Source organism: Pseudooctadecabacter sp. (genome assembly GCF_965657175.1).
Classification (GTDB): Bacteria; Pseudomonadota; Alphaproteobacteria; order Rhodobacterales; family Rhodobacteraceae; genus Octadecabacter.
The window spans coordinates 21,290-42,691 of record NZ_CBFHNH010000006.1; the positions used below are offsets into that span (position 1 = coordinate 21,290).

Sequence of the window (21,402 nt, forward strand, 5' to 3'; positions counted from 1 at the left end):
GTCGCTTGATTTTGTGGTCTTGCCACAGTGTCGCGCGTGAAATGGAACGGGCAGGCGAAGACGTGGCAAAAATCAGGGTAGAGGCAACCGAGCTGGACGGCGTTTTGACGGTTGAGCCTGAGCGGTTTTCCGATGGTCGCGGGTTTTTCAGCGAAGTCTACAATCAGGCGGTGTTTCACGCAGCAGGGATTGAGGACATCTTTGTCCAAGACAACCATTCGCTGTCCGAACAGGTGGGCACAGTGCGCGGGATGCATTATCAGGCGCCGCCCCATGGTCAGGCCAAGTTGGTCAGGTGCGGACGCGGTGCCATTTGGGATGTCGTCGTCGATTTCAGGGCAGGCAGCAGCACCTACGGCGCGTGGTTCGGATGTGAATTGACCGCGCAAAACGGGCGCCAGCTTTATGTGCCCGAAGGGTTTTTGCACGGTTTCATCACGTTGGAGCCTATGACCGAAGTTCTTTATAAATGCTCGGCTGCCTATGCACCCGAAGCAGATGGCGCCGTGGCGTGGGACAGTCTGGGCATCGAATGGCCGCTTGAGGGGCGCAGGCCTGTGGTGTCAGACAAGGACGCTAACGCTCCCCGTTTTGCAGACGTAGCAAGCCCGTTTGAGGGGCTGCTATGAAACTGTTGGTGACAGGGGGGGCAGGCTTTATCGGGTCTGCTGTCGTGCGGTTGGCAATTGCGCGCGGGCATGAGGTTGTGAACGTCGATTGTCTGACCTACGCCGCCTGTCTGGACAATGTATCAAGTGTTGCCGACAGCGCGGCCTACCGGTTTGAACAGATGGATATCCGCGACGGGGCGGCCTTGGCGGCGGTGTTCAAACGGCACCAGCCCGATGCGGTTCTGCATCTCGCCGCGGAATCCCACGTCGACAGGTCCATTGATGGGCCGGAGACGTTTTTGACCACGAATATTCTGGGCACATTCAACGTGCTTGAGGCCGCACGGACGCAGGGGTGCACGGTTTTGCATGTTTCCACCGACGAGGTTTTCGGATCTTTGGGGGCCACGGGGCTGTTCACCGAAACCAGTCCTTACGATCCGCGCAGCCCGTATTCGGCATCAAAAGCGGCGTCCGATCATTTGGCGCGGGCGTGGCACACGACCTATGATTTGCCCGTGATCGTGACCAATTGTTCAAACAACTACGGGCCGTATCAGTTTCCCGAAAAGCTGATCCCGACAGTCATTCTGAACGCCTTGGCGGGCCGTCCGATCCCCGTTTACGGAACCGGTGCGAATGTGCGGGATTGGCTGCATGTGGAGGACCACGCCGACGCCTTGCTGTGTGTTCTGGAGACGGGGCAGATCGGGCAGAGTTATAACATCGGCGGAGAGAATGAGGTCGCGAACATCGATTTGGTCCGGATGATTTGCGGACAGCTGGATGATTTGCATCCCTCCGATGCGCCCTATGGTGATTTGATCACCTTCGTGGAGGACAGGCCGGGTCACGATATGCGGTATGCGATTGATCCGACGCGGATTCGCGATGATCTTGGCTGGCGGCCATCAGTGCAGATCACTCAAGGGGTCCGGCAGACGGTGCAATGGTATCTGGACCACCGTTCATGGTGGGAAGCCCTTTTGGAGCGTGACGGTGTTGGTGTCCGGCTGGGGCGGGGCACCACCCGCTAGGGTGTTGCGCCGCGAGCGAACGGCCGTCTTTCGATTTGTTAAGGATGGATTCCTATCTTCTGGCGTAGATTGTCAGGAGATCGCCCCATGTCCGAAACTTCGCCCGTCTTGGGCTTGCCGTATATCCAGCCCGCCCAAGCCCAGAAACATGTCACCCACAACGAGGCAATTTCCAAGTTGGAGATTGTCACCCAACTGGCGGTGCAAAGTCATACCGCGTCGACACCGCCGTCCGCGCCGAACCGAGGTGAACGGTTTGTCGTCCCGAACGCCGCGCAGGGCGATTGGTCGGGGTCTGATGGCCAGATCGTTTTGTGGGACGGCTCCGGCTGGCACGGAGTGACCCCACAGGAAGGATGGGCTGCCTTCAGTCTTGAGGGGGACGTCACCATTCGGTTTGACGGATCAACATGGGTGGAAAGCGCCGCAGACGCGATGCCTGATGTTCTGGGGCTGAACGCCACCGCAGATACGACCAACCGCCTGAGCGTTGCAGCACCGGCCACCTTGTTGACCCATGATGGTGCAGGGCATCAGGTGAAGGTGAACAAAGCCTTGCCCGCAGACACGGCCAGTTTGCTGTTCCAGACAGGATTTTCGGGCCGCGCTGAGATGGGCACATCGGGCAATGATGCGTTTTCGATCAAGGTTTCGGACGACGGGTCCAACTGGACCACTGCGGTCAGCTTTGATGGAGCAACGGGGTCGATCAGCGGGGCCGCTGTTCAGTCGGGGCCAACAGATACGACGGGCGGAAAACTCGCCCTTGCGGAAAACACCTATGGGCCTGGCACGCTTCTTGGCGCGGTGTCTCAAACCGGTGGAACACCGACGGGTGCGGCGATTGAACGGGGCGCCAATGCCGATGGCCAATATGTCCGCTTTGCTGATGGGACCCAAATCTGCTGGAGCCCTGAGTTCACTGTTGATGTGACAATTGCGGCTGGCGCGATTTTCCGGTCTGCCGAGGTCAACTGGACGTTTCCGGTAGCCTTTTACCAGCCGCCTGCTTTGTCACAGGGTCGGCAGGACGATGCAGTAAGCTATTGGACCGTACCCGGGTCGACAGCAGTGAACAGCGCGAGCGCTTGCGCGATGTCGTATCAGTCCACCACAGGGCGATTGATCAGCCTGCTGGCGATTGGCCGTTGGTTCTGAACGAAAACGGGCTGACACCCTGATGTCAGCTCGGTTGAAGCGGCCCTGAAAGCCGCCCCGAAGGTTTGGAAGACCGAAGGGAGCCTGCCGAATAATGGGGTCAAAAACCCGTTAATTGCGGGCGTATACGTCCTCGTAGCGGATGATATCGTCTTCGCCCAAATAGCTGCCGGTCTGAACCTCAATAAGGATCATCGGCAGCTTGCCTGGGTTCTCCATCCGGTGCACAGCGCCCAGCGGGATATAGACGGACTGATTTTCCGTCACGAGTTTGACCTCTTCGTCGACGGTCACTTTCGCGGTGCCTTGTACAACGATCCAATGTTCAGAGCGGTGAACGTGGCTTTGCAGTGAGAGTGCGGCCCCTGGATTGACGTGGATACGTTTTACCTGAAACCGCTCCCCCAGAACAAGAGTTTCCAACCATCCCCACGGACGGTGGTCGACGGGCAGTTGATCCGCCTGTTTGGCGCCTCGTTCGCGCAGAACGGTCACCGCTTTTTTGACGTTTTGGCTGTCTGACATATCGGCGACCATGACAGCGTCGTGCATGGCGACGGCGACGGTGTTTTTCAGCCCGATACCGACCAATTCGATGCCATCGCTTTCGGAGCGCAGCAAAGAGTTTTCACAATCAAAGGCGGTGGTGTTCGTGGACAGCGCGTTGCCGGCGTCGTCTTTGTCAGTCTCAAGCCAGACGGCCTCCCAGCCACCCAGATCGGTCCAATGGCCGTCAAAGCGCACGGCGGACAGGTTGGTGGCCGGTTCCATTACAGCGTAGTCGATCGACTCTTCGCGCACGTTGGCCCATTTGATCGGATCAATGCGGATGAAGCCAAGGTCCGGTTTTGCGTTTTCGAGAGACGCCTGCACATCCGCCAAAATATCCGGTGCATGCTGTTTGAACGCGTCAATCAACACGGAGGCCTTCGCCAGAAACACACCTGCATTCCAAAGGTAGCGGCCGTCGGCCAAAAGCTCCTCTGCGCGGTCCTTGTCCGGTTTCTCCAAAAACCGCTGGAGTTTGAAGACGCGGTCTGCCGATTCTTCGCCGGTTTCAAGCCAGCCGTAGCCGGTTTCGGCACGGGTCGGCACGATACCGAAGGTCACGATGTCGCCTGCAAGGGCTGCCGCCTGACCGTCTTCTACGGCGGCGCGGAAGATATCAGGGTGTGCGACCGCGTGATCTGTGGGCACCAGCAGCATCAAAGCGTCGGGGTCTTTCGCCATCACAAACAACGCCGAGGCCGCCGCAGCCGCTGCGGTGTTGCGGCCGTCCGGTTCGATCATGATGCCTGCGGGGGTTACGTTGATGTCGTCCAGCTGTTCACTGACGATAAAGCGGAACGGGTCACCGGTCACCACAAGCGGGTCTGCGAAACCTTCACCAACGAACCGACGTGCGGATGTCTGAAACAGGCTTTCGTCGCCAACTAAATCAGTAAATTGCTTGGGATAACTTTTGCGGGACAGGGGCCAAAGACGGGTTCCTGAACCACCACAAAGAAGAACGGGAAAAATCATATCGTATATCCTAGTATTAAACGTTTCGCTTCGTTTGGGGCATTATCCAGGCCAACTCTAGTAAAGCATCTTCTGAGCAGAAGTTCGATCCTGCAGATTTGTCAGAATTTGGTCAGATCCCGATCCATGATTGCGCGATGTTGTACAACCGTTGGTCCCACATCGTGTAGCGTTTGAGAACGTCGGTTTCATCGGCGGACAGCTTGGCAAGCTCTGCCTGAAAGTCGGACGGTCCGGTACCCACATTGGCAAAAATTTCGGTGCTGTCGACAATCAGGTCACGGGTCGCCAGATCGTGGAGGAAGTCGCCAAAATGTTCGGTCAGGCCAAAGACCATGTTCTCGGCCAGAAGATGTCGAACGGCATGTTCAAAGACCGGTTGGCTCAGTTCCGCAACGCCCATAAATCCTGAAATGCGCCGAACCTGACCGTTGTCCATTTCGCTTTGCAGGTTCTTCATCTCACCGATGTTGCGCAAAAATGCGCCAAAGGTCGGTGCGTTGGCAATCGCCCAAGCGTGGTTGGGATGATCCGTGGACCGTTGAATGAACCGGTAAAAGCTGAACAGACGTTCTTGCGGTTTGCGTAAGACGCAGATGTACAGGCACGGATTGGGGAGGAGGTCATGCAGGCCGTAAACACAATGGCCGGCGATGACCCTGACATTGGCCCGGTCTTCGGCGGACATGTTTTTCAGTTTGTTGTTCGGAATATCGTCAACGGCTGTCACGCGGGTGCTGACGGGATGGCCTTGCATCAACTTGCCGTTCAGGCTGGTCCCTGCGGTTTTGGGAATGTGCAGATGCACAAGGACGGTTGGACCATCCTTTTTGGCAGGCTCTACCGGTGCGCTTTGGGCGACGGGGGCTGGCGCTGCGGGTTTGGACGGTGCTGGGCTGCTGGCCCCATTGGCACCGCCAAACTTCATCTTGTATTCGCGACTTTGTTTCAGGTGGTCGATCAACCATTCGGGTGATGCGAACCGCTGCAGGTGGATGACATTTTCCTCAATCGGGGGATGTCCTAAAATATCGTCGAAGCACTGAAACACATCTTCGCGGCGCAGCTTTATGCGCGAAATTGCACCGAAAATTTCTTCGTCATAGTGGCGGAATGTCTTCAACGCGTCGTCGTTTGCGGGGGGCAGCCCGACGTTCGAACGCAAGGCACCGTCGACGGGGACCTGCTTGATCGTCTCGTCGATCAGGGCTTCGTTGACGGTATGGGAAGGGCCAAGGTGCCTGATCGCAAGGCCCAATGTCAGGGCGGGGGCATCCATGAGGTCAGCCAAATGCAGCTTGAGAACGAGGCCCGAACGGGCAAATGGGGAATCGATCCATCTGCGCCGAAATTTAAGATACCCCGTGTAGGAGGTTGAGGCGATCTGGCGGAAGCCTGCGGCTGTATCCGGCGTGCCGTGTTGAACGGCCTCTTCAAACAGCGGAATAACAGTATCAGCATAGGGGCCCGTTTGGACGATGTATCTGGCACCGTCGATTTGCGGGGCCATGGCGTCCGACACTTCAAACGGGACGGGGGCATGGTCCGTGATACCGGCCGCGTCATTGGCCAGTTGGACGTAGCGGTCAAGAAGCGCGCGCAAAAGGTCCTGTCCGCAGCCCGGCCAGCTGATCCCTATGGTCGGCTGAAGGGAGAGTTCAGAGCCGTCTATATCCACCTTCGACGCATCCATCATGATGCTCCTTGCGCGTTCGTCATTGACGCTGCGATCTTGCTTTGGATCTCATTAATCCGGTTGCCGTATCTTTTGGCAATCGGGTTCGTCGAAAACTCACGGTTGATCTTGTCGTGGGCCGCCGCGACACGGCGGGCACGCTCTGTCGGATCGGCAAAAACCTCACGTAGGGCGCGCACCGTGTCCTTTAGGTCGGGTTCGGCCCAGTGTTGGCCTTCGCGCACGAAAATGTAGTCGTGGGGTCCCAACTCAACAAGATCGTAGTCAACCAGCCAGCATGTATCGGGCGAACAGAAATCCATATTGCCGGAATAGGCCGTTGTAACGACGGGCACGCCAAGGTTCATGGCCTCAATCAGGCCAAAGCCCCAACCTTCGGACCGATGCAGTGAGATATAGGCATCCGACCCCTTTTTCAGACGCAACAGGTCCTTATAGGGCAGGGTTTCGTTGATCAGCACGATGCGGCTGTCTTTCTTGATCAGACGGTCGATGTCGCCCCAGACTTTCAGCTGTGCAGTATCCGCCACCTTCGTGCGGTTTTGGGTTTTGATGATGAGCCGGACCGACGCATAGGCCGGATCGTCCGATGGAAAGGCCGCCATGAAGGATTTCAGGACGCCGACAGGATTCTTGCGTTGCACGAATGAGAAGCTGTCGAACGTGACCATGAAGACAAAACTGTCCGGCCCGACCTTGGCCGTCTTTTCCAGAAATGCCCGCGCGTCGGTGCGTTGGATTTCGGGCATGTCTTCAAAGCTCATCCCGACGTTGGTGACGGGAATGTCCACGTGGGGCTGGAAGATGCTCACCCCGAATTCGGTGCTCACCCAAATCTCATCGAGCATATCCATACCCAGGTAGTGGCAGGCGCCGGGGCTGTCCAATTCCCAGAAGAAATAGCCGATGTTGTAGCTGTCGGTGAATGCGTCAGGTTGATAGGCGTAGGCCAGCGGGATCGCTTCACCGTTGAGGTGGATGATGTTGATCTTCGCATCTTGGTAATTTGACACGGCCTCAGCGCGCGAAAAGCCTTCGGGGGCAGGGTTGTCCAAGCCGAAATCGACCTTGTTGACGGAAATGCCTTGCGCCTCAAGCATCTCGGCGGACAGACGCACCGCTTGCCCCAGACCGGAGGCCTTTTTGAACGGACCAATCACCTGCACGTCGACCGGATCGTCGGATGCAGCAATCGCGGGCAGGGCCGCGCATTCGACACGGTGGCCTTCGGCGGTGAAAAACAGCCCCTCCATCGCATCAATGTCGAAATTTGCATGCCGCATCGCATGGGCGAAGTCCGCGCGGGTGAAACCCGACAGATCATTATCAAGCTTTGCTGCGAATTTGGCGAAGGCCTTGTCGTCATCAAACAAACGGTCAAGCGTCCCGTCCGGCAAATAGCGCAGAGTTTCGGGGCGGGAAATGGCGCGCACTGCAAATGCGCAGGTCAGATCACGTCGGCCTGCTGTGGTGCTTTGGTCAAAGGTTGCGAAGGCGGGGACTTCCATCGTGAGACGGCGCATATATTCGCTGACCGGAAAGTCGGCGGATGCAGCGTCCTCCGGCACGGCCTTTAGCCGTTCAATCATATAATCGGGCACAAGGCAGTCTTCGCAATGCAGTGATTTCACCTGAAGATGCGCCCACCAGAAGATCGCCCAATCGTACCAGTCTTCGTCCTTGAGATGGATGTTTTGCGTGAAGGTCGGCGTCTCAAGGGCAATGGTCCACATGATGCGGCTAAAGGGGCCAACCGCACCGCCAAAGATCACGGGTTCGTTCAGATGCGCGATCACCTCGGCGGAAAGGGGCACGCGCAGGCCGCCGCGCATGGCGCTGTAAAGCGTCAGGTAACGTTTGTAGAAATGTTCGATATCGACAGGCGTGTTTGCGGTGTCGAAAACTTCATCTAGACGATCGCGGTAGCGGATGTATTCGGTGTAGCCGTACATTTTGGACGGCAGCGTTTGGTCCGGATTGATATAATCGGTTTGCGCGAAAAGTTTGGCATGGGTTGCCGGCAACGGCGCGCGCGTCGGTACGTTGGATGCGGGCAGGTCAAGCGCGGCCTTAAGCTGTGCGATGTCCGAATACAGGACATTTTCAAGATCGTTGCGCGCAGGTTTTGCGCCATCACGTTTGCCATCATAGCCGTTTTGCGGGTTGTCCCGGTCGACCGTCGCCCCAGCCGGTGACCATGTGCCGATTTTGACGGGTTTCGGGTCCACAACCTTGATGTCGGCGCGGCCACCGTTTGCGATCACCAGCTCTTTGATGCTGGCGCCGAGATGAATGGCGAAGGCATGCCGTCCGTCCCCGATGCCCGCCGCTTCGAGATCTTCACGGTGGATGTTTGCAACGGTTTCGGCCAGCATCGCACCGCGCGCGAAAAGCCCGATCCGCAAACGTCGAGTGGGCTCAGCCGAGAGCTGAGCCCACCCGAACAAAGCATCGCCTTGTTCGCCATCTACATTTCCGCGAATTCCCGCCGTTCGGGCCTTCAAATTCAGAAGCTTGTGGCGGAGCGGTGTCTTAGCCCAACGCATCAAAGTCTGACTTTGCCATCATTGCAGCCAGTTCGCGCACGCGCACAGTTGGTTCCCAACCGAGCTTTTCTTTGGCTTTTGTTGCGTCCCCGATCAGCAAATCGACCTCAGCAGGGCGATAGAACTTGGGGTTCACTTTCATGACGAGCTTGCCAGATTTCTTGTCGGTCGCAGTCTCTGCTTCGCCTTCGCCGGACCATTCAAGATCCATGCCGATGGCTTCGGCCGCAAAGGTAAAGAAGTCGCGGATCGTTGTGGTTTCGTTGGTGGCCAGCACATAATCGTCGGCCACATCCTGCTGCAGCATCCGCCACATACCTTCGACGTAATCGCCTGCAAAGCCCCAGTCACGCTTGGCGTCCATGTTGCCAAGTTCAATCGCGTCGGTGCCGCCTTTGGCCAAAGCCGCCAGACCCAAGGTGATTTTACGGGTCACGAATTCTTTGCCGCGCAGGGGGCTTTCGTGGTTGAACAAAATACCGGAGCTTGCATGCATGTCGAAGCTCTCACGGTAGTTCATCGTGATGTAGTGACCGTAGACCTTGGCCACCCCGTAAGGGGAGCGCGGGTAAAGGCGGGTCGTTTCGGACTGCGGGACTTCCTGAACAAGGCCGAACATCTCGGACGTGGACGCCTGATAGAACCGTGTGTGCGGGCTGACCGTGCGCAGGGTGTCGAGGATGCGGACAACGGCCATGCCGTCAACGTCGGCGGTGTAGACCGGCAGTTCCCAAGACGCGCCGACAAACGATTGTGCGGCAAGGTTGTAAAATTCATCCGGCTGGATGTCGCGCAGCGTGCGGAAAATCGAGTAGGACTCGGACAGGTCAAATTCATGCAGATGCACGTCTTTCGCGACGCCCAAGATGTCCAGCCGCGTGGTTTCAGGTTGCGAAATTCGGCGGACACCACCGTGCACTTCGTAGCCTTTTTCCAGAAGCAATTGCGCGAGATAGGCGCCGTCTTGACCCGTGATTCCAGTGATGAATGCCTTCTTCATAGCGACGACGTATCCTTCTATATTCTGGCGCATCCTGCGCGGTCTTTTGTATTTATTGGCCGTCGCGTAACCTGCGTGCTCCCGTTTTGCAAGCCTTTGGCACGCGACCATTGCCAGCCTGTGGCAGACCTCCGCCGAATGGCGACAAAATCGATACATTCTGTTTTGGCTGACCTGTTTTCCTCGTCCTATGGACGTGCCGATCTCACCACACAGACCAAAACAGGAACGTCATAGAACCTAGTCTGCTGCCAGCCGCAAAAGGTAGTCGCCATATGTGCTTTTGGCGAAGGTCTTGGCCCGTTTTGTCAACATGGCGCGATCAATCCAGCCTTGTTCAAAGGCGACCTCATCAGGGCTTCCGGTTTGCAGGCCTTGGCGGCTGCTTAGAGTGCGCACAAAATTGCCCGCATCCAGAAGGCTGGTGTGGGTTCCGGTATCAAGCCATGCAAATCCACGGCCCATTTGTTGAACCTGAAGCTGCCCGTCATGCAAATAGGTTTCCAGAAGCGTCGCGATTTCCAACTCGCCCCGCGCGGACGGTGTGACGGACCGCGCCCGTTCCGATGCGGTGCCGTCAAGGAAATAGAGACCCGTCACAGCATAGTTCGACGGCGGCACCGTCGGTTTTTCCACGATTGCCGTGGCATGGCCCTGCGCATCAAATGCCACGACGCCGTACCGTTCGGGATCGACGACGTGATAGCCAAAGACTGTACCGCCTTCCGTGACCTGATCGGCCGACTGCAACAGATCGCGCAGTCCATGGCCAAAAAAGATGTTGTCGCCCAGAACCATCGCACTGGCGGCGCCGTCCAGAAAATCCTCTGCCAAAAGATAGGCCTGCGCCAACCCGTCGGGGCTGGCCTGTTCGATATAGGTCAACGTGATGCCCCACTGGCTGCCATCGCCCAATGTGCGTTCGAACTGCGGGCGGTCTTGCGGGGTTGTGATCATTGCGATGTCACGGATCCCCGCCAGCATCAGCACCGTGAGGGGATAGTAGATCATCGGTTTGTCGTAGATCGGCAAAAGCTGTTTTGAGACACCCAAAGTGATCGGATAAAGACGCGATCCGGTGCCGCCGGCCAAAACAATGCCCTTGCGTGGTTTGGAAGAAGGAAGGGTCATATTCTGGGCTTTTCCAATTCTGTCAAAACGCCCGTCAGGGCCCTCCGCCACGCGGGGCGTTCTATGCCGAATATGGCAGTGGTTTTGGAACACTCCAAACGCGAATTAAGAGGGCGGGCCGCGGGGGTCGGATAGTCTGACGTGGGGATCGGATCAACGGTGCAGGTCAGGTTCGCCTGATCAAAGATCGTGCGGGCAAAACCGGCCCAGCTGATATCGGGGCTGCCGCTGTAGTGATATATCCCTGACTTTGAAGGATCGTCGGCCAATGCGGTTGCGATTGTCAGGCAGGCGCCTGCAATGTCGCCCGCATATGTGGGACCACCCACCTGATCATCGACAACCCGCACCGATGCGTGGGTTTGGGCCAAACGATGCATTGTTTTGACAAAGTTTCGGCCGTGTTCGGAAAACACCCACGACGTGCGCACAATGGCCCATCGGCCTCCGGCCTGTTGAACGGCGGTTTCGCCCATCCGCTTGGTGCGGCCATAGACATTTGCGGGATTTGGGTGGGCCTCGGGCGTCCATGGGGCGCTGCCGGTCCCGTCAAAGACATAATCCGTCGACAGTGTGACAAAGGGGATGTCGTGTGTTGCACAGGTGCGCGCCATCGCACCGGGGGCGGCGGCGTTGATTGCTTCGGCGCGGGCGGCGTCTGCCTCGGCGGCATCGACACCTGTGTAGGCCGCAGCATTTATGACGGCATCGGGCCGTATGGCGTTGATCACCTCGGCACATGCGTCTGGATCAGACAGGTCCGCCTGTGCCCGTGAGAGGGCCGTGATCGTCACGCCGGTGCGGCTTGCGGCACAGGTTTGCAGTGCTTGCGCCACCTGGCCCGTCTGTCCGAACACCAGGACGTGCATCAGGTGAATGGAGCCTCGGATTCAAGCGGGCGGCGGGGCTGCGCCATCTTGCGCGCGGCACGGGCTTTGAAGGAGGGGTAAACCCAGCGGTCAATCACATCGAGTGCGAGCTGTTCATCGTCTGTCTCAATCGCGCGGTTCAGGTCGCGCAAGGCGGTCGCGGCCTCGATCTCGGACAGGCGTTCTTCTTCGACGCGGTTGATTTTGGGATGCTGCGTCGCCCATTGCGCGTGTTTTTGCATGACCAATTCTTCGTGCAGCTTTTCACCGGGGCGCAGGCCGGTGATGATGATTTCAATATCGCCGCTGGGGTTGGCTGCATCGCAGACCGTGTGGCCTGCGGCCTCGATCATCTGACGGGCGAGCCGTTTGATCGGGATGGGGTCACCCATGTCCAGCAAGAACACATCACCATGTCCTTCATCCATGCCGGTGTAATTGCCTGCCATCAGAACAAGACGGGCGGCCTCGGACAGGGTCATGAAATACCGAGTGACTTCCTGATGGGTGAGGGTCACAGGACCACCACGGGCGATCTGTTCGGAAAACAGCGGCACGACGGACCCGCTCGACCCCAGAACATTGCCAAACCGCACGATGCCAAATCGGGTATCAATAACCCGCGAGGCCAAATCCTGCACAAAGAGTTCCGCCAGACGTTTCGAGGCCCCCATCACGCTTGTGGGTTGCACCGCCTTGTCGGTGGAGACGAGGATAAAATGGCTGACGCCAAGATCACGCGCGGCCTCGGCCACGATTTTGGTGCCGATGACATTGTTGTGCAGCCCTGCAAGGCGGTTTTCCTCAACCAGCGGGACGTGTTTGTAGGCGGCGGCATGAAGAACGATACCCACATCATAGTTCGCAATCGTCCGGCGCACGGCCTTATCGTTTGTGACAGACCCCAGCACGGGGCAAATTTCGACGCCCTTTTCAGTGATCCCCAAGTCTTCCAGTTCATGGTTCAACTGATACAGGGCGTATTCGCTGTTTTCAAACAGGATCAGGCGGGCGGGGCGGCAGGATAAAATCTGGCGCGTCAGTTCAGACCCGATCGATCCACCGGCTCCGGTGATCATGACGGTTTGACCTGTATAAATATCGCACAGGCCTTGCAGATCACATTCCAGATTGTCGCGTCCCAGATAGTCCGACGGGTTCACCGGCTGGATTCGGTCCAGCAAACCGCCTTCACCCACCAGCGATGCAAAAGACGGCAGGGTCGACACCTGAACCGAAAGGTCCTCAAAGCGGCGGGCAATCCGCGCCTGTTTGGGCGGGCTGATGGAAGGCATTGCCAAAACCACGCGGTCAATCGCCAGTTCTGAGATCAGCGCCTCAATCCGCAGTGGGGACAGCACCGGCAAGCCGGCCACGGTGATATTCTGCAAGGTCTTGTTGTCATCAATGTAGGCGATGGGCACCACAGTGTCATCTGTGTACAGCGCCGTCGCCAACTGCACGCCGGTTTGGCCCGCACCATAGATCAGCACCCGTTGGCGGACCTGTCCGCGGTGGTAGAGCCAGATCGTCAGGTTGCGCAGCAACAGGCGGGTACTGACCGAAATAATCAACAAAACCATGGTAAACACGGCCATATCGCTGGCTTGGCTCACCGGCCCGAACAGCACCTGACTGGCCGCGATCCCCACCAACCCCACTAGGGTCGCATATCCGGCGGTCCGTTGAATTCCGCTTTGTTCAAAGGCGTTCAGTTTGATCCGTGGCAGCCCAAAAAAGAGAGAGAATATCCCCCCGCTGACGGACATCACAAAGACAAGCACCCAGAACGGCACAGTCATCGCAAACATGTCGGAGGCCGATTCATGTTGAACAAAGGTCAGGGTCAGCCACAAGGACAGCGGTACCAAGGCCACGTCCACCAACAACAGGATCGTCATTTTCTGAATGCGATGCAGACCCGTTGCAAACCGTGTAACCCACTCTAACACTGCGTTCATTGTGATCCCTGGGCGACAATACTCATTGGGCGGGTCATTTAGGCCAACCGGTCAAACACACACCACCGCAACACCATAAGCCAGTCTATGGTAAACGTCAAAGGTGAGGCGGCCCCGCGCCGTGCAACCGCTTGGCAGGCACGGCCCATTTGGTTGCAATCGGGGGCGGATGGGGGTTTGTCTGTGCCAATATTCGGCAACCGGGGCAGGGCATCACCATGACAGATTTTGCGACATTGGCCATTTTGGTGCCCATTCTTCTGGCGGTGGGCGCGGTCGCTGGCACGCTGGCGGGGCTTTTGGGCGTGGGCGGCGGCATCGTGATTGTCCCCGTTCTGTATTGGCTGACCGAAATCGGGATGCTGGACGTTGACCCCACTGTGGCCATTCATTTTGCGGTGGCCACGTCTTTGCTGACGATCATTCCGACATCCATTTCCTCGGCGCGGGCACATCATCGCAAAGGATCGATCGACCTTGAGATGTTCCGCGCATGGGCGCCCTACATTTTCATCGGTGCCTTTATCGGGGGCATTCTGGCCGCCAATGTGAACGCGGCTGCCTTGTCAGCGGTGTTCGGAATCATCGCCATTCTTGTGGTGGTGAACATGCTGAATCCCAAACCCTTTGTCTTGGCTGATGCACCACCCACCCATCCCGTGGCGCGTGCGGCTATCGCGGGGCCTATCGGCGCGTTTTCTGCGATGATGGGGATCGGGGGCGGGACTTTGTCCGTGCCGACCATGACGTTGATGTCTTTTCCGGTCCACCGCGCCGTCGGGACGGCCGCCTTGTTCGGGCTGATGATCGCTGTGCCTGGCATCCTTGGCTATGCCCTTGCAGGTCAGAATATTGAAGGGCTGCTGCCGTTCTCGGTGGGCTTCATCAACTTGCCCGCCGCGATCATCATCTCAATCGCGACGTTCATTTTTGCGCCCCTTGGGGCCAACATCGCCCACCGTCTGAATGCCCGCGCCTTGCGGCTGGCCTTTGCCGTATTTCTGGCGATCAGCGGTGTGAAAATGCTGTCAGAGGCGTTTGGCGGCTAAAGACCTTTGTGCAGCGCATCAAAGGCGCGCAGATTGGCGATCAAATCCCCCATCTGATCCACGGGGATCATATTCGGCCCGTCGGAGGGCGCGTTATCGGGGTCCTGATGGGTTTCGATAAACAAAGCAGAGACGCCAACCGCACAGGCCGCCCGTGCCAGAACCGGCGCAAACTGTCGCTGGCCGCCAGAGGTGGTGCCTTGGCCCCCGGGTTGTTGCACCGAATGGGTGGCGTCAAACACAACAGGGTAACCCGTGGCCGCCATGGTCGGCAGGCCGCGAAAATCGCTGACCAGCGTGTTGTAGCCAAAGGACGTGCCCCGATCACACAACATAATGTTTTCGTTGCCGGTGCTCGCGACTTTTTCGGCCACGTTGCCCATATCCCAAGGGGCCAGAAACTGACCTTTCTTGATGTTGATGGCGCGACCGGTTTCGCCTGCGGCCAACAACAGATCGGTCTGACGACACAAGAAGGCGGGAATCTGGATCACATCGACCACCTCACCTGCGGGGGCGCACTGGGCGGTGTCATGGACATCCGTCAGGATGGGGCATCCGAATTCATCACGGATTTTGGACAGGATCGTCAGACCTTCGTCCATCCCCAGCCCTCGCTGTGTGGTAATCGACGACCGGTTTGCCTTGTCATAGCTGGCCTTGAAGATGAATTGCGTGCCTGTGGGCGCGCAGGCCTCCGCGATTTTTTCTGCCATCATGCGGGCGTGGTCCAACCCCTCAAGCTGGCAGGGGCCGGTGATAAAGGCTATGGGATTGGCGGCACCGATGGCGATGTCACCAACGTGGACGATTTTGGGGTCGGTCATGTGATGTCCCTTAGGGCTGTTTCGATGCGGGGCTTGTCTTCGGGGTTGTTCAGTTCCCAAAACACGCGGCCCTTGGCGTCCACTATAACGCAGGCGACCGTCACGCCGTTCTCCAAAAAGCGCAGCTGTTCCAGACCCTCGCGCTGTTCCAACGCCCCTTCCGCAAAGGAGGTGTATTGCGCCAGAGCAGCGGGTCTGTAGGCATAAACGCCCACGTGATGGAAAACGGGAATGTCGGTGTCCGGCACTTTGGCAGGGTCGATGTAGGGAAGCACCTCTTTTGAGAAATAAAGCGCATGCTTGTTGGCGTTGAACACTGCCGTCGTGCCGCCCACGCGGCCTGCTTTGCGATCTTCGATAAACATCCCATAGGTCTGGGCGTCGCACTGCAACACCGGTGTTGCCACCTGAGCAGCAGGGTCATTGCCCATAGCGTCGATCAGGTCTTCGAGAAACCACGCAGGCGTCAGCGGTGCATCGCCTTGCAGGTTGACGATCAAATCAGCCTCGATCCCCGTGCGGGTCAGCGCATCGGCACAACGCGCCGTTCCGTTTTCACAGGCCGCAGAGGTCATCACCACATCCGCCCCGAACGCGCGTGCGGCAGTGGCGATGCGATCGTCATCGGTGGCCACATAAACGGCATCCACACCGCGCACCTGTTGGGCCACGTCCCATGTCATCTGGATGAGGCTTTTGCGCGTGCCGTCCGGCTGATCCAACAAGACCAGCGGTTTTCCGGGGTATCGCGTCGAAGCGTACCGCGCGGGGATCAAGATGACGGTTTTCATGGCGGCTCCTCCGTGCCCGTTTCAGTCTGCTTTGGCAGTCGCGACGTCGCACGTCGTATGGATCAGCTGGCGTTTGGCCTCAAGGTTTTCCTGATGGGCTGTGTCGCGCACCGCGAGGGGCCGCCCTGCCACCGACCCAAACGTTCAACCTGACTGTTCAATCAGCGTCAAATTGAGTGGAAGCTTATGGAGGCGAGTACCGGAATCGAACCGGTGTACACGGATTTGCAATCCGCTGCGTCACCACTCCGCCAACTCGCCGCCTATGGTGCGAGGGATCGTTTAGCGGTGAATGTCGGGTGGTTCAATAGCCCAAAATCGCAACTTCACCGATCCTGCGCGAACTTGGCGGGGTGTGACGGCGAGAATGGCCCATTCGACGTTGCGACAGGGCAGGGGCTGTGGCATGTAGGATCAACAGATTCTGAACGAAAGAGTTTAGCTCGTGGTTGACTACACATCCCGCCGTACTTTGATGGTCGATACGCAAGTGCGTCCGTCCGATGTCACAAAATTCCCCATCATCGATGCCCTTTTGGACACCCCGCGTGAGGAATACGTCCCCGACCGTCTGCGTGATGCCGCCTATGTGGGTGAAAACCTCGTGCTTGACGGGGACCGAGTGATCCTTGAGGCGCGCACTTTTGCCAAGATGCTCGATGCGGTGGATGTGCAGCCAACGGATGTGGTCCTCGATCTGGGGTGTGGGCTGGGCTATTCCACAGCCGTGCTGGCGCATATGGCGGATTTCGTTGTGGCTGTCGAAGATGACGCCGCACGGGTCGCGGATGCGCAATCCATTTTGACCGCGCAGGGCGTGGACAATGCCGCCGTGTTCGAAGGCGCGCTGGCCGAAGGTGCGGCCAAAAACGGCCCCTATGACGTAATCATGGTGCAGGGCGCGGTCGAAGATATCCCCGCAGCCTTGCTGGATCAGATCAAAGAGGGCGGGCGGATGATCGCCATTTTCGCCGAAGGCGCGTTGGGTGAGGTCCGGATCGGTCGCAAGATCGACGGCGCCGTCAACTGGCGCATGGCCTTCAACGCAGGCGCACCTGTTCTGTCCGGCTTCGCCAAAGAGGCCGCTTTTTCGTTCTAGTCACATCCACGGGCCGCAGCCGCCCGTATCAAAAGCAATTGCAAGGGACCGATCCGTGAAACTGAAACACATCTTTGCGTTTGCCTTTGTGGCGGCTTCGGCACTGGCAGCACCGGCCAAGGCCGACAATCTGGCATCGGCGCTGCGCGATGCTTACCACAATTCTGGCCTTCTGGATCAGAACCGCGCGCTTTTGCGGGCGGCTGATGAAAATGTGGCGCAATCCCTTGCCGCTTTGCGTCCCATTGTGACGTGGCAGGCGCAGGCGGTTTACCAGAATTCTTCGGCGTTTCGGGATACCGGCAACCTGTCTGACAATTTGTCCGCGACCGTGTCCGTGACCACCAGTTTGCTGTTGGCGGACGGTGGGGCCAGTGCGCTGGCGACGGAAGCCCAAAAAGAGCTGGTGTTGCAGACCCGACAGGGGTTGATCGACGTGGAACAGCAGGTTCTGTTCCGCGCCGTCGAAGCCTATTTGAATGTGCGCCGCTCGTCCGAGTTTCTGGCGTTGCGCCGCAGCAATGTGGCCCTGATCCAACAAGAACTGCGCGCCGCGCGCGACCGGTTTGAGGTGGGTGAGGTGACGCGCACGGATGTGTCACTGGCCGAAGCGCGCCTTGCCTCCGCCCGTAGCCTTTTGGCAGCCGCCGAGGGCCAGCTTGTCCAGTCGAACGAAGAATTCCGTGCCGCCGTGGGGCGGGCACCCGGCCGGTTGGCCGTCGTGAGCCCCGCACAGCTGCAACATGACATCGAAGCGGCACGGGCCTACGCCGTGCGCAACCACCCGAATGTGCGCGCCGCGCAACATGGCGTCACCGCCGCAGAGCTGAACATCCAGCGGGCCGAGGCCGCGCTGAACCCAAGGCTGAACCTGCAAGGGACGCTGGGCTTTAACGACCAAGGCGACAGCACCCAGACCTTGTCCCTGACCTATGGCGGCACGATCTATCAAGGCGGTCAGCTGCAATCTGTCATCCGTCAGGCCCAAGCCAACCGTGACGCATCCCGCGCTGGGTTGCTGATTACGTCTCAAGGGGTCAACCAGCAGGTGGGCAACGCCTATGCCATTCTGGCTGTGGCCCGCGCGGGGCGGCAAGCGTCTGATTTGCAAATCCGCGCCGCCCGAACGGCGTTCCGCGGTGTCCGCGAGGAGGCCACGCTGGGTGCCCGCACGACGCTTGATGTTCTTAATGCGGAACAGGAATTGCTCGATGCGCAGGCCAGCATGATCTCGGCCCAGGCGGACGAAGTCGTCGCCAGCTACCGGGTGCTTGCAACCATGGGGCTTTTGACGGCTGAGCGGTTGAACCTCGGCGTGCAAAGCTATGATCCTGCTGCCTATTATAACCTTGTACGGGAGGCTCCTTCGGCGGTGTCCGAACAGGGGCAGGCGCTCGACCGGGTGCTGGAATCTCTTCAATAGTAGTTCAAATGCCGAGTATCGGTTGTTTGGAATCGGACGGACGGTTATGCTGGTGGTCTGAGGCGAAAGCAGGATAAACAATGTCCGATCCGGTCACGAACGTAGAAATTGAGGACGTCTTGTCCTCCATCCGCAGGCTTGTGAGCGACGGTGACAAGGCGCGCACCGCAGCACCTGCGGTGTCCCAGCCAGATCAGCCGTCCGACGATGACACCTCCGCTGATGCGGATCGGTCGTCTGCGGAGTGGTTCACAGAAGATCGCGCCGATGACGCGTCCGCCCACGCGCCGGCCGAAAACGCAGCACCCGTCGTTGATCGCTTCGTTTTGACACCTGCCTTTCTGGTCAATGACAACACCGCACCTGACCCTGAAGAGGGGGCGGATGATGGCCCGCACCATGAGGACGGCCACCAAGAGGACCCGCAGGAGGATCAGGACGACAACGACGGTTGGGCGGCTGCACCCAAGGATGATGCGACGCAAGACGCGGATGATGCCTCTGATCACATGGCCGAGGCAGATGATGACCGATGGTCCGACATGGCGGAAGATGACGTTGATCACGACGCCGGTCGCGACGAAGGCGGGCCCCAGTGGGAGGTTGAGGAGGCTGATACCTTTACGAATGAAGGCCAACCGGCCCACACCGACGACGCCAACGACGAGGCCCCGCTGGAGTTGACGAACATGGTGTTCGATGCACCGGACGATGCCTCAGACGCCTCAGACTCCAGGATGGAGGCCACGGATCGGTCCGAACTTGTCGCCACAATCGCCGAACTTGAAGCCGCCGTCAGCAAGGACGCCCATGATTTCGAACCCGATGGGAGCGAAATGGCGGGCCAAACCATCGCGTGGCCCGGCGCAATTGCCCGCCAGTTTGCCGACGCGGATGAGGCTGAAACGATTGAAGACCCGGCAGACGATACGCCCGATACGACCCCTGCGGCGGCAGCACCCGAGGCTGCGGTGACGTTCACGCATCGTGACACGACATCCGACGCGCAGGACGATTTTGACGACGACGATCTGGACGAAAACCTTGATGATCTGATGGCGCAGGGCACGACCTTAGACGAAGACGCTTTGCGTGATCTGGTCTCTCAAGTGGTGCGCGAAGAACTGTCCGGCCCTCTGGGGGAGCGTATCACGCGCAACGTCCGCAAACTGGTCCGCCGTGAGATTTACCGCATTCTGTCCAGTCAGGAATTCGACTAACGCCGCACTGGTTCGGCCAGTCGCAGGATCGCATCGACATCTAGGCAGTCTTCGAGGTGATCGGCCAGCGCGTCCAAAGTCGCATCCACCCCCGCATCATAGTTCATGGCCTTAATCGGCGCGCCGATTTGCGCCATATAGGATTGGCGGAACCCGTCAGCTGCGAACAACCCGTGCAGATAGCAGCCTTTGATGCGGCCATCGGCGGACGCGGCGCCCTCGCGGCGGCCTTCCAATGTCAGCCACCCGTTTTGACGGTCGGGGCCGACCGTCTCCCCGATGTGGATTTCATAGCCCGAAACGGCGTCACCCGTGGCGTCAAAAACCGCCTCGCTGAGCGCCAGACGTTTGTGGGCGGCCATGGTCGTGGTCACGTCCAGCAAGCCCAGCCCGCGCACCCGCGTGGCGGGGCCTTCGATCCCGTCGGGATCTGCGATTTCACGCCCCAGCATCTGGTAGCCGCCGCAAATGCCCAATACGTGTCCGCCGCGCCGCACATGGGCCATGAGGTCCGTGTCCCAGCCCTGTGCGCGGAAGTGGGCCAGATCGGCAATGGTGGATTTTGACCCCGGGATCAGCACCAGATCGGCATCACCGGGCAGAGGGCGTCCGGCCTCGATGATTTCGACTGTCACGTCAGGTTGGGCCGCCAGTGGATCAAGGTCATCAAAGTTGGCGATCCGGTTCAGGCGTGGGACGACGACCTTGATGGCGCCGCCTTTGCGGCTGGCCACATCTATCACGTCCTCGGCAGGCAGTTTCCACGCATCGGCAAACCACGGCACAATGCCCAGTGGCACCCAGCCAGTATGATCCGAAATGGCGGTCATTCCGTCCGCAAACAGGGTCGTGTCGCCGCGGAATTTGTTGATCGCAAAGGCCTTGATGCGCGCGCGATCTTCAGGGGGCAGGATCACATCCGTGCCCACCAGCTGCGCAATCACACCGCCGCGGTCGATGTCACCCACAAGGATGACGGGGCAATCGGCGGCCTCGGCAAAGCCCATGTTGGCGATGTCACCGGCGCGCAGATTGACCTCAGCGGGGGAGCCCGCGCCCTCGATCACGATCAGGTCGTGACCGGCGGCCAGACGGTGGTAGCTGTCCAACACGCGCGGGATCAGTTCAGCCTTGCGGGTGCCGTATTCGCAGGCACGCATGGTGGCAAACCGTTTACCCTGAACGATAACCTGCGCGCCCACGTCCGTTTCGGGTTTGAGCAAAACAGGGTTCATATCCGTGTGCGGGTCAAGACCACAGGCGCGGGCCTGCAAGGCCTGGGCGCGGCCAATTTCGCCACCATCGGCGGTGACGGCCGCATTGTTCGACATGTTCTGGGGCTTGAACGGAGCCACCGACAGCCCGCGTTTGACAGCCGCACGGCACAGGCCTGCGACCAACATGGATTTCCCCACATTGGATCCCGCGCCCTGAATCATGATTGCCTTTGTCATGGCTGT

The 21,402-nt window shown here is 58.9% G+C and carries 17 protein-coding genes and 1 tRNA gene; 7 read left to right on the plus strand and 11 right to left on the minus strand.

What is annotated here, in order from left to right:
• Window positions 1–71 precede the first annotated feature (71 nt).
• The 3 genes from rfbC to ACTG36_RS07030 all read left to right on the plus strand — a co-directional run bounded on the left by rfbC (window position 72) and on the right by ACTG36_RS07030 (window position 2,806).
• Window positions 72–629, plus strand: coding sequence for a dTDP-4-dehydrorhamnose 3,5-epimerase (gene rfbC, locus ACTG36_RS07020; protein ID WP_439141923.1), 558 nt, complete (start codon window positions 72–74; stop codon window positions 627–629).
• The gene (rfbB, locus tag ACTG36_RS07025; RefSeq protein WP_439141833.1) at window positions 626–1,648 is read left to right on the plus strand and encodes a dTDP-glucose 4,6-dehydratase; all 1,023 of its coding nucleotides are present in this window, start codon (window positions 626–628) and stop codon (window positions 1,646–1,648) included. The genes rfbC and rfbB overlap by 4 nt, the downstream gene beginning before the upstream one ends.
• Before the next feature lie 87 nt (window positions 1,649–1,735).
• On the plus strand, window positions 1,736–2,806 hold the full coding sequence (locus ACTG36_RS07030) for a DUF2793 domain-containing protein (protein WP_439141835.1): 1,071 nt from the start codon (window positions 1,736–1,738) through the stop codon (window positions 2,804–2,806).
• Window positions 2,807–2,917: 111 nt separating this feature from the next.
• On the opposite strand, the gene ACTG36_RS07035 is transcribed toward ACTG36_RS07030, so the two are convergent.
• The 7 genes from ACTG36_RS07035 to ACTG36_RS07065 all read right to left on the minus strand — a co-directional run bounded on the left by ACTG36_RS07035 (window position 2,918) and on the right by ACTG36_RS07065 (window position 13,533).
• On the minus strand, window positions 2,918–4,330 hold the full coding sequence (locus ACTG36_RS07035; protein ID WP_439141837.1) for a mannose-1-phosphate guanylyltransferase/mannose-6-phosphate isomerase: 1,413 nt from the start codon (window positions 4,328–4,330) through the stop codon (window positions 2,918–2,920).
• Window positions 4,331–4,442: 112 nt separating this feature from the next.
• Window positions 4,443–6,026: a hypothetical protein gene (locus ACTG36_RS07040; protein WP_439141838.1), complete on the minus strand. Its 1,584-nt coding sequence runs from the start codon at window positions 6,024–6,026 to the stop codon at window positions 4,443–4,445.
• Window positions 6,023–8,572, minus strand: a complete 2,550-nt coding sequence (locus ACTG36_RS07045; protein ID WP_439141840.1) for a glycosyltransferase — start codon at window positions 8,570–8,572, stop codon at window positions 6,023–6,025. The genes ACTG36_RS07040 and ACTG36_RS07045 overlap by 4 nt, the downstream gene beginning before the upstream one ends.
• Window positions 8,559–9,572, minus strand: a complete 1,014-nt coding sequence (gmd, locus tag ACTG36_RS07050; RefSeq protein WP_439141842.1) for a GDP-mannose 4,6-dehydratase — start codon at window positions 9,570–9,572, stop codon at window positions 8,559–8,561. Before gmd ends, ACTG36_RS07045 begins: the two co-directional genes overlap by 14 nt.
• A gap of 240 nt (window positions 9,573–9,812) precedes the next feature.
• A complete protein-coding gene (gene rfbA, locus ACTG36_RS07055) occupies window positions 9,813–10,703 on the minus strand; it encodes a glucose-1-phosphate thymidylyltransferase RfbA (RefSeq protein ID WP_439141843.1) in 891 nt (296 codons plus the stop codon).
• Entirely contained in the window at window positions 10,700–11,572 is an 873-nt protein-coding gene (rfbD, locus tag ACTG36_RS07060) for a dTDP-4-dehydrorhamnose reductase (RefSeq protein ID WP_439141845.1), read from the minus strand. Before rfbD ends, rfbA begins: the two co-directional genes overlap by 4 nt.
• Entirely contained in the window at window positions 11,572–13,533 is a 1,962-nt protein-coding gene (locus ACTG36_RS07065; RefSeq protein ID WP_439141847.1) for a polysaccharide biosynthesis protein, read from the minus strand. The genes rfbD and ACTG36_RS07065 overlap by 1 nt, the downstream gene beginning before the upstream one ends.
• Before the next feature lie 218 nt (window positions 13,534–13,751).
• Between ACTG36_RS07065 and ACTG36_RS07070 the strand changes: the two genes are divergently transcribed.
• The gene (locus ACTG36_RS07070; RefSeq protein ID WP_375282370.1) at window positions 13,752–14,582 is read left to right on the plus strand and encodes a sulfite exporter TauE/SafE family protein; all 831 of its coding nucleotides are present in this window, start codon (window positions 13,752–13,754) and stop codon (window positions 14,580–14,582) included.
• Here ACTG36_RS07070 and kdsA read toward each other — a convergent pair.
• The 3 genes from kdsA to ACTG36_RS07085 form a co-directional block, all read right to left on the minus strand.
• The gene (gene kdsA / locus ACTG36_RS07075) at window positions 14,579–15,409 is read right to left on the minus strand and encodes a 3-deoxy-8-phosphooctulonate synthase (protein WP_375282369.1); all 831 of its coding nucleotides are present in this window, start codon (window positions 15,407–15,409) and stop codon (window positions 14,579–14,581) included. The two genes, ACTG36_RS07070 and kdsA, sit on opposite strands and share 4 nt — an antisense overlap.
• On the minus strand, window positions 15,406–16,200 hold the full coding sequence (locus tag ACTG36_RS07080) for a 3-deoxy-manno-octulosonate cytidylyltransferase (RefSeq protein WP_375282368.1): 795 nt from the start codon (window positions 16,198–16,200) through the stop codon (window positions 15,406–15,408). The genes kdsA and ACTG36_RS07080 overlap by 4 nt, the downstream gene beginning before the upstream one ends.
• 187 nt (window positions 16,201–16,387) lie before the next feature.
• Window positions 16,388–16,461 (minus strand) — tRNA-Cys (locus ACTG36_RS07085).
• Window positions 16,462–16,645: 184 nt separating this feature from the next.
• Here ACTG36_RS07085 and ACTG36_RS07090 point away from each other — a divergent pair.
• The 3 genes from ACTG36_RS07090 (at window position 16,646) to ACTG36_RS07100 (ending at window position 19,942) form a co-directional block, all read left to right on the plus strand.
• Window positions 16,646–17,299, plus strand: coding sequence for a protein-L-isoaspartate O-methyltransferase family protein (locus tag ACTG36_RS07090; protein WP_375282300.1), 654 nt, complete (start codon window positions 16,646–16,648; stop codon window positions 17,297–17,299).
• A gap of 55 nt (window positions 17,300–17,354) precedes the next feature.
• Complete coding sequence (locus ACTG36_RS07095; protein ID WP_375282301.1) at window positions 17,355–18,722, plus strand: TolC family outer membrane protein; 1,368 nt, start codon at window positions 17,355–17,357, stop codon at window positions 18,720–18,722.
• A gap of 80 nt (window positions 18,723–18,802) precedes the next feature.
• On the plus strand, window positions 18,803–19,942 hold the full coding sequence (locus ACTG36_RS07100; RefSeq protein ID WP_375282302.1) for a hypothetical protein: 1,140 nt from the start codon (window positions 18,803–18,805) through the stop codon (window positions 19,940–19,942).
• Here the strand turns inward: ACTG36_RS07100 and ACTG36_RS07105 are convergent.
• The gene (locus tag ACTG36_RS07105; protein ID WP_439141851.1) at window positions 19,939–21,396 is read right to left on the minus strand and encodes a cobyric acid synthase; all 1,458 of its coding nucleotides are present in this window, start codon (window positions 21,394–21,396) and stop codon (window positions 19,939–19,941) included. The genes ACTG36_RS07100 and ACTG36_RS07105 overlap by 4 nt on opposite strands.
• Window positions 21,397–21,402: the final 6 nt, after the last annotated feature.

Coding starts and splice junctions, on each gene's coding strand:
- rfbB (WP_439141833.1), top strand. CDS start 626: ATGAAACTGTTGGTGACAGGGGGGGCAGGCTTTATCGGGTCTGCTGTC.
- ACTG36_RS07030 (WP_439141835.1), top strand. CDS start 1,736: ATGTCCGAAACTTCGCCCGTCTTGGGCTTGCCGTATATCCAGCCCGCC.
- ACTG36_RS07035 (WP_439141837.1), bottom strand. CDS start 4,330: ATGATTTTTCCCGTTCTTCTTTGTGGTGGTTCAGGAACCCGTCTTTGG.
- ACTG36_RS07040 (WP_439141838.1), bottom strand. CDS start 6,026: ATGATGGATGCGTCGAAGGTGGATATAGACGGCTCTGAACTCTCCCTT.
- ACTG36_RS07045 (WP_439141840.1), bottom strand. CDS start 8,572: ATGCGTTGGGCTAAGACACCGCTCCGCCACAAGCTTCTGAATTTGAAG.
- gmd (WP_439141842.1), bottom strand. CDS start 9,572: ATGAAGAAGGCATTCATCACTGGAATCACGGGTCAAGACGGCGCCTAT.
- rfbA (WP_439141843.1), bottom strand. CDS start 10,703: ATGACCCTTCCTTCTTCCAAACCACGCAAGGGCATTGTTTTGGCCGGC.
- rfbD (WP_439141845.1), bottom strand. CDS start 11,572: ATGCACGTCCTGGTGTTCGGACAGACGGGCCAGGTGGCGCAAGCACTG.
- ACTG36_RS07065 (WP_439141847.1), bottom strand. CDS start 13,533: ATGAACGCAGTGTTAGAGTGGGTTACACGGTTTGCAACGGGTCTGCAT.
- ACTG36_RS07070 (WP_375282370.1), top strand. CDS start 13,752: ATGACAGATTTTGCGACATTGGCCATTTTGGTGCCCATTCTTCTGGCG.
- kdsA (WP_375282369.1), bottom strand. CDS start 15,409: ATGACCGACCCCAAAATCGTCCACGTTGGTGACATCGCCATCGGTGCC.
- ACTG36_RS07080 (WP_375282368.1), bottom strand. CDS start 16,200: ATGAAAACCGTCATCTTGATCCCCGCGCGGTACGCTTCGACGCGATAC.
- ACTG36_RS07100 (WP_375282302.1), top strand. CDS start 18,803: ATGTCCGATCCGGTCACGAACGTAGAAATTGAGGACGTCTTGTCCTCC.
- ACTG36_RS07105 (WP_439141851.1), bottom strand. CDS start 21,396: ATGACAAAGGCAATCATGATTCAGGGCGCGGGATCCAATGTGGGGAAA.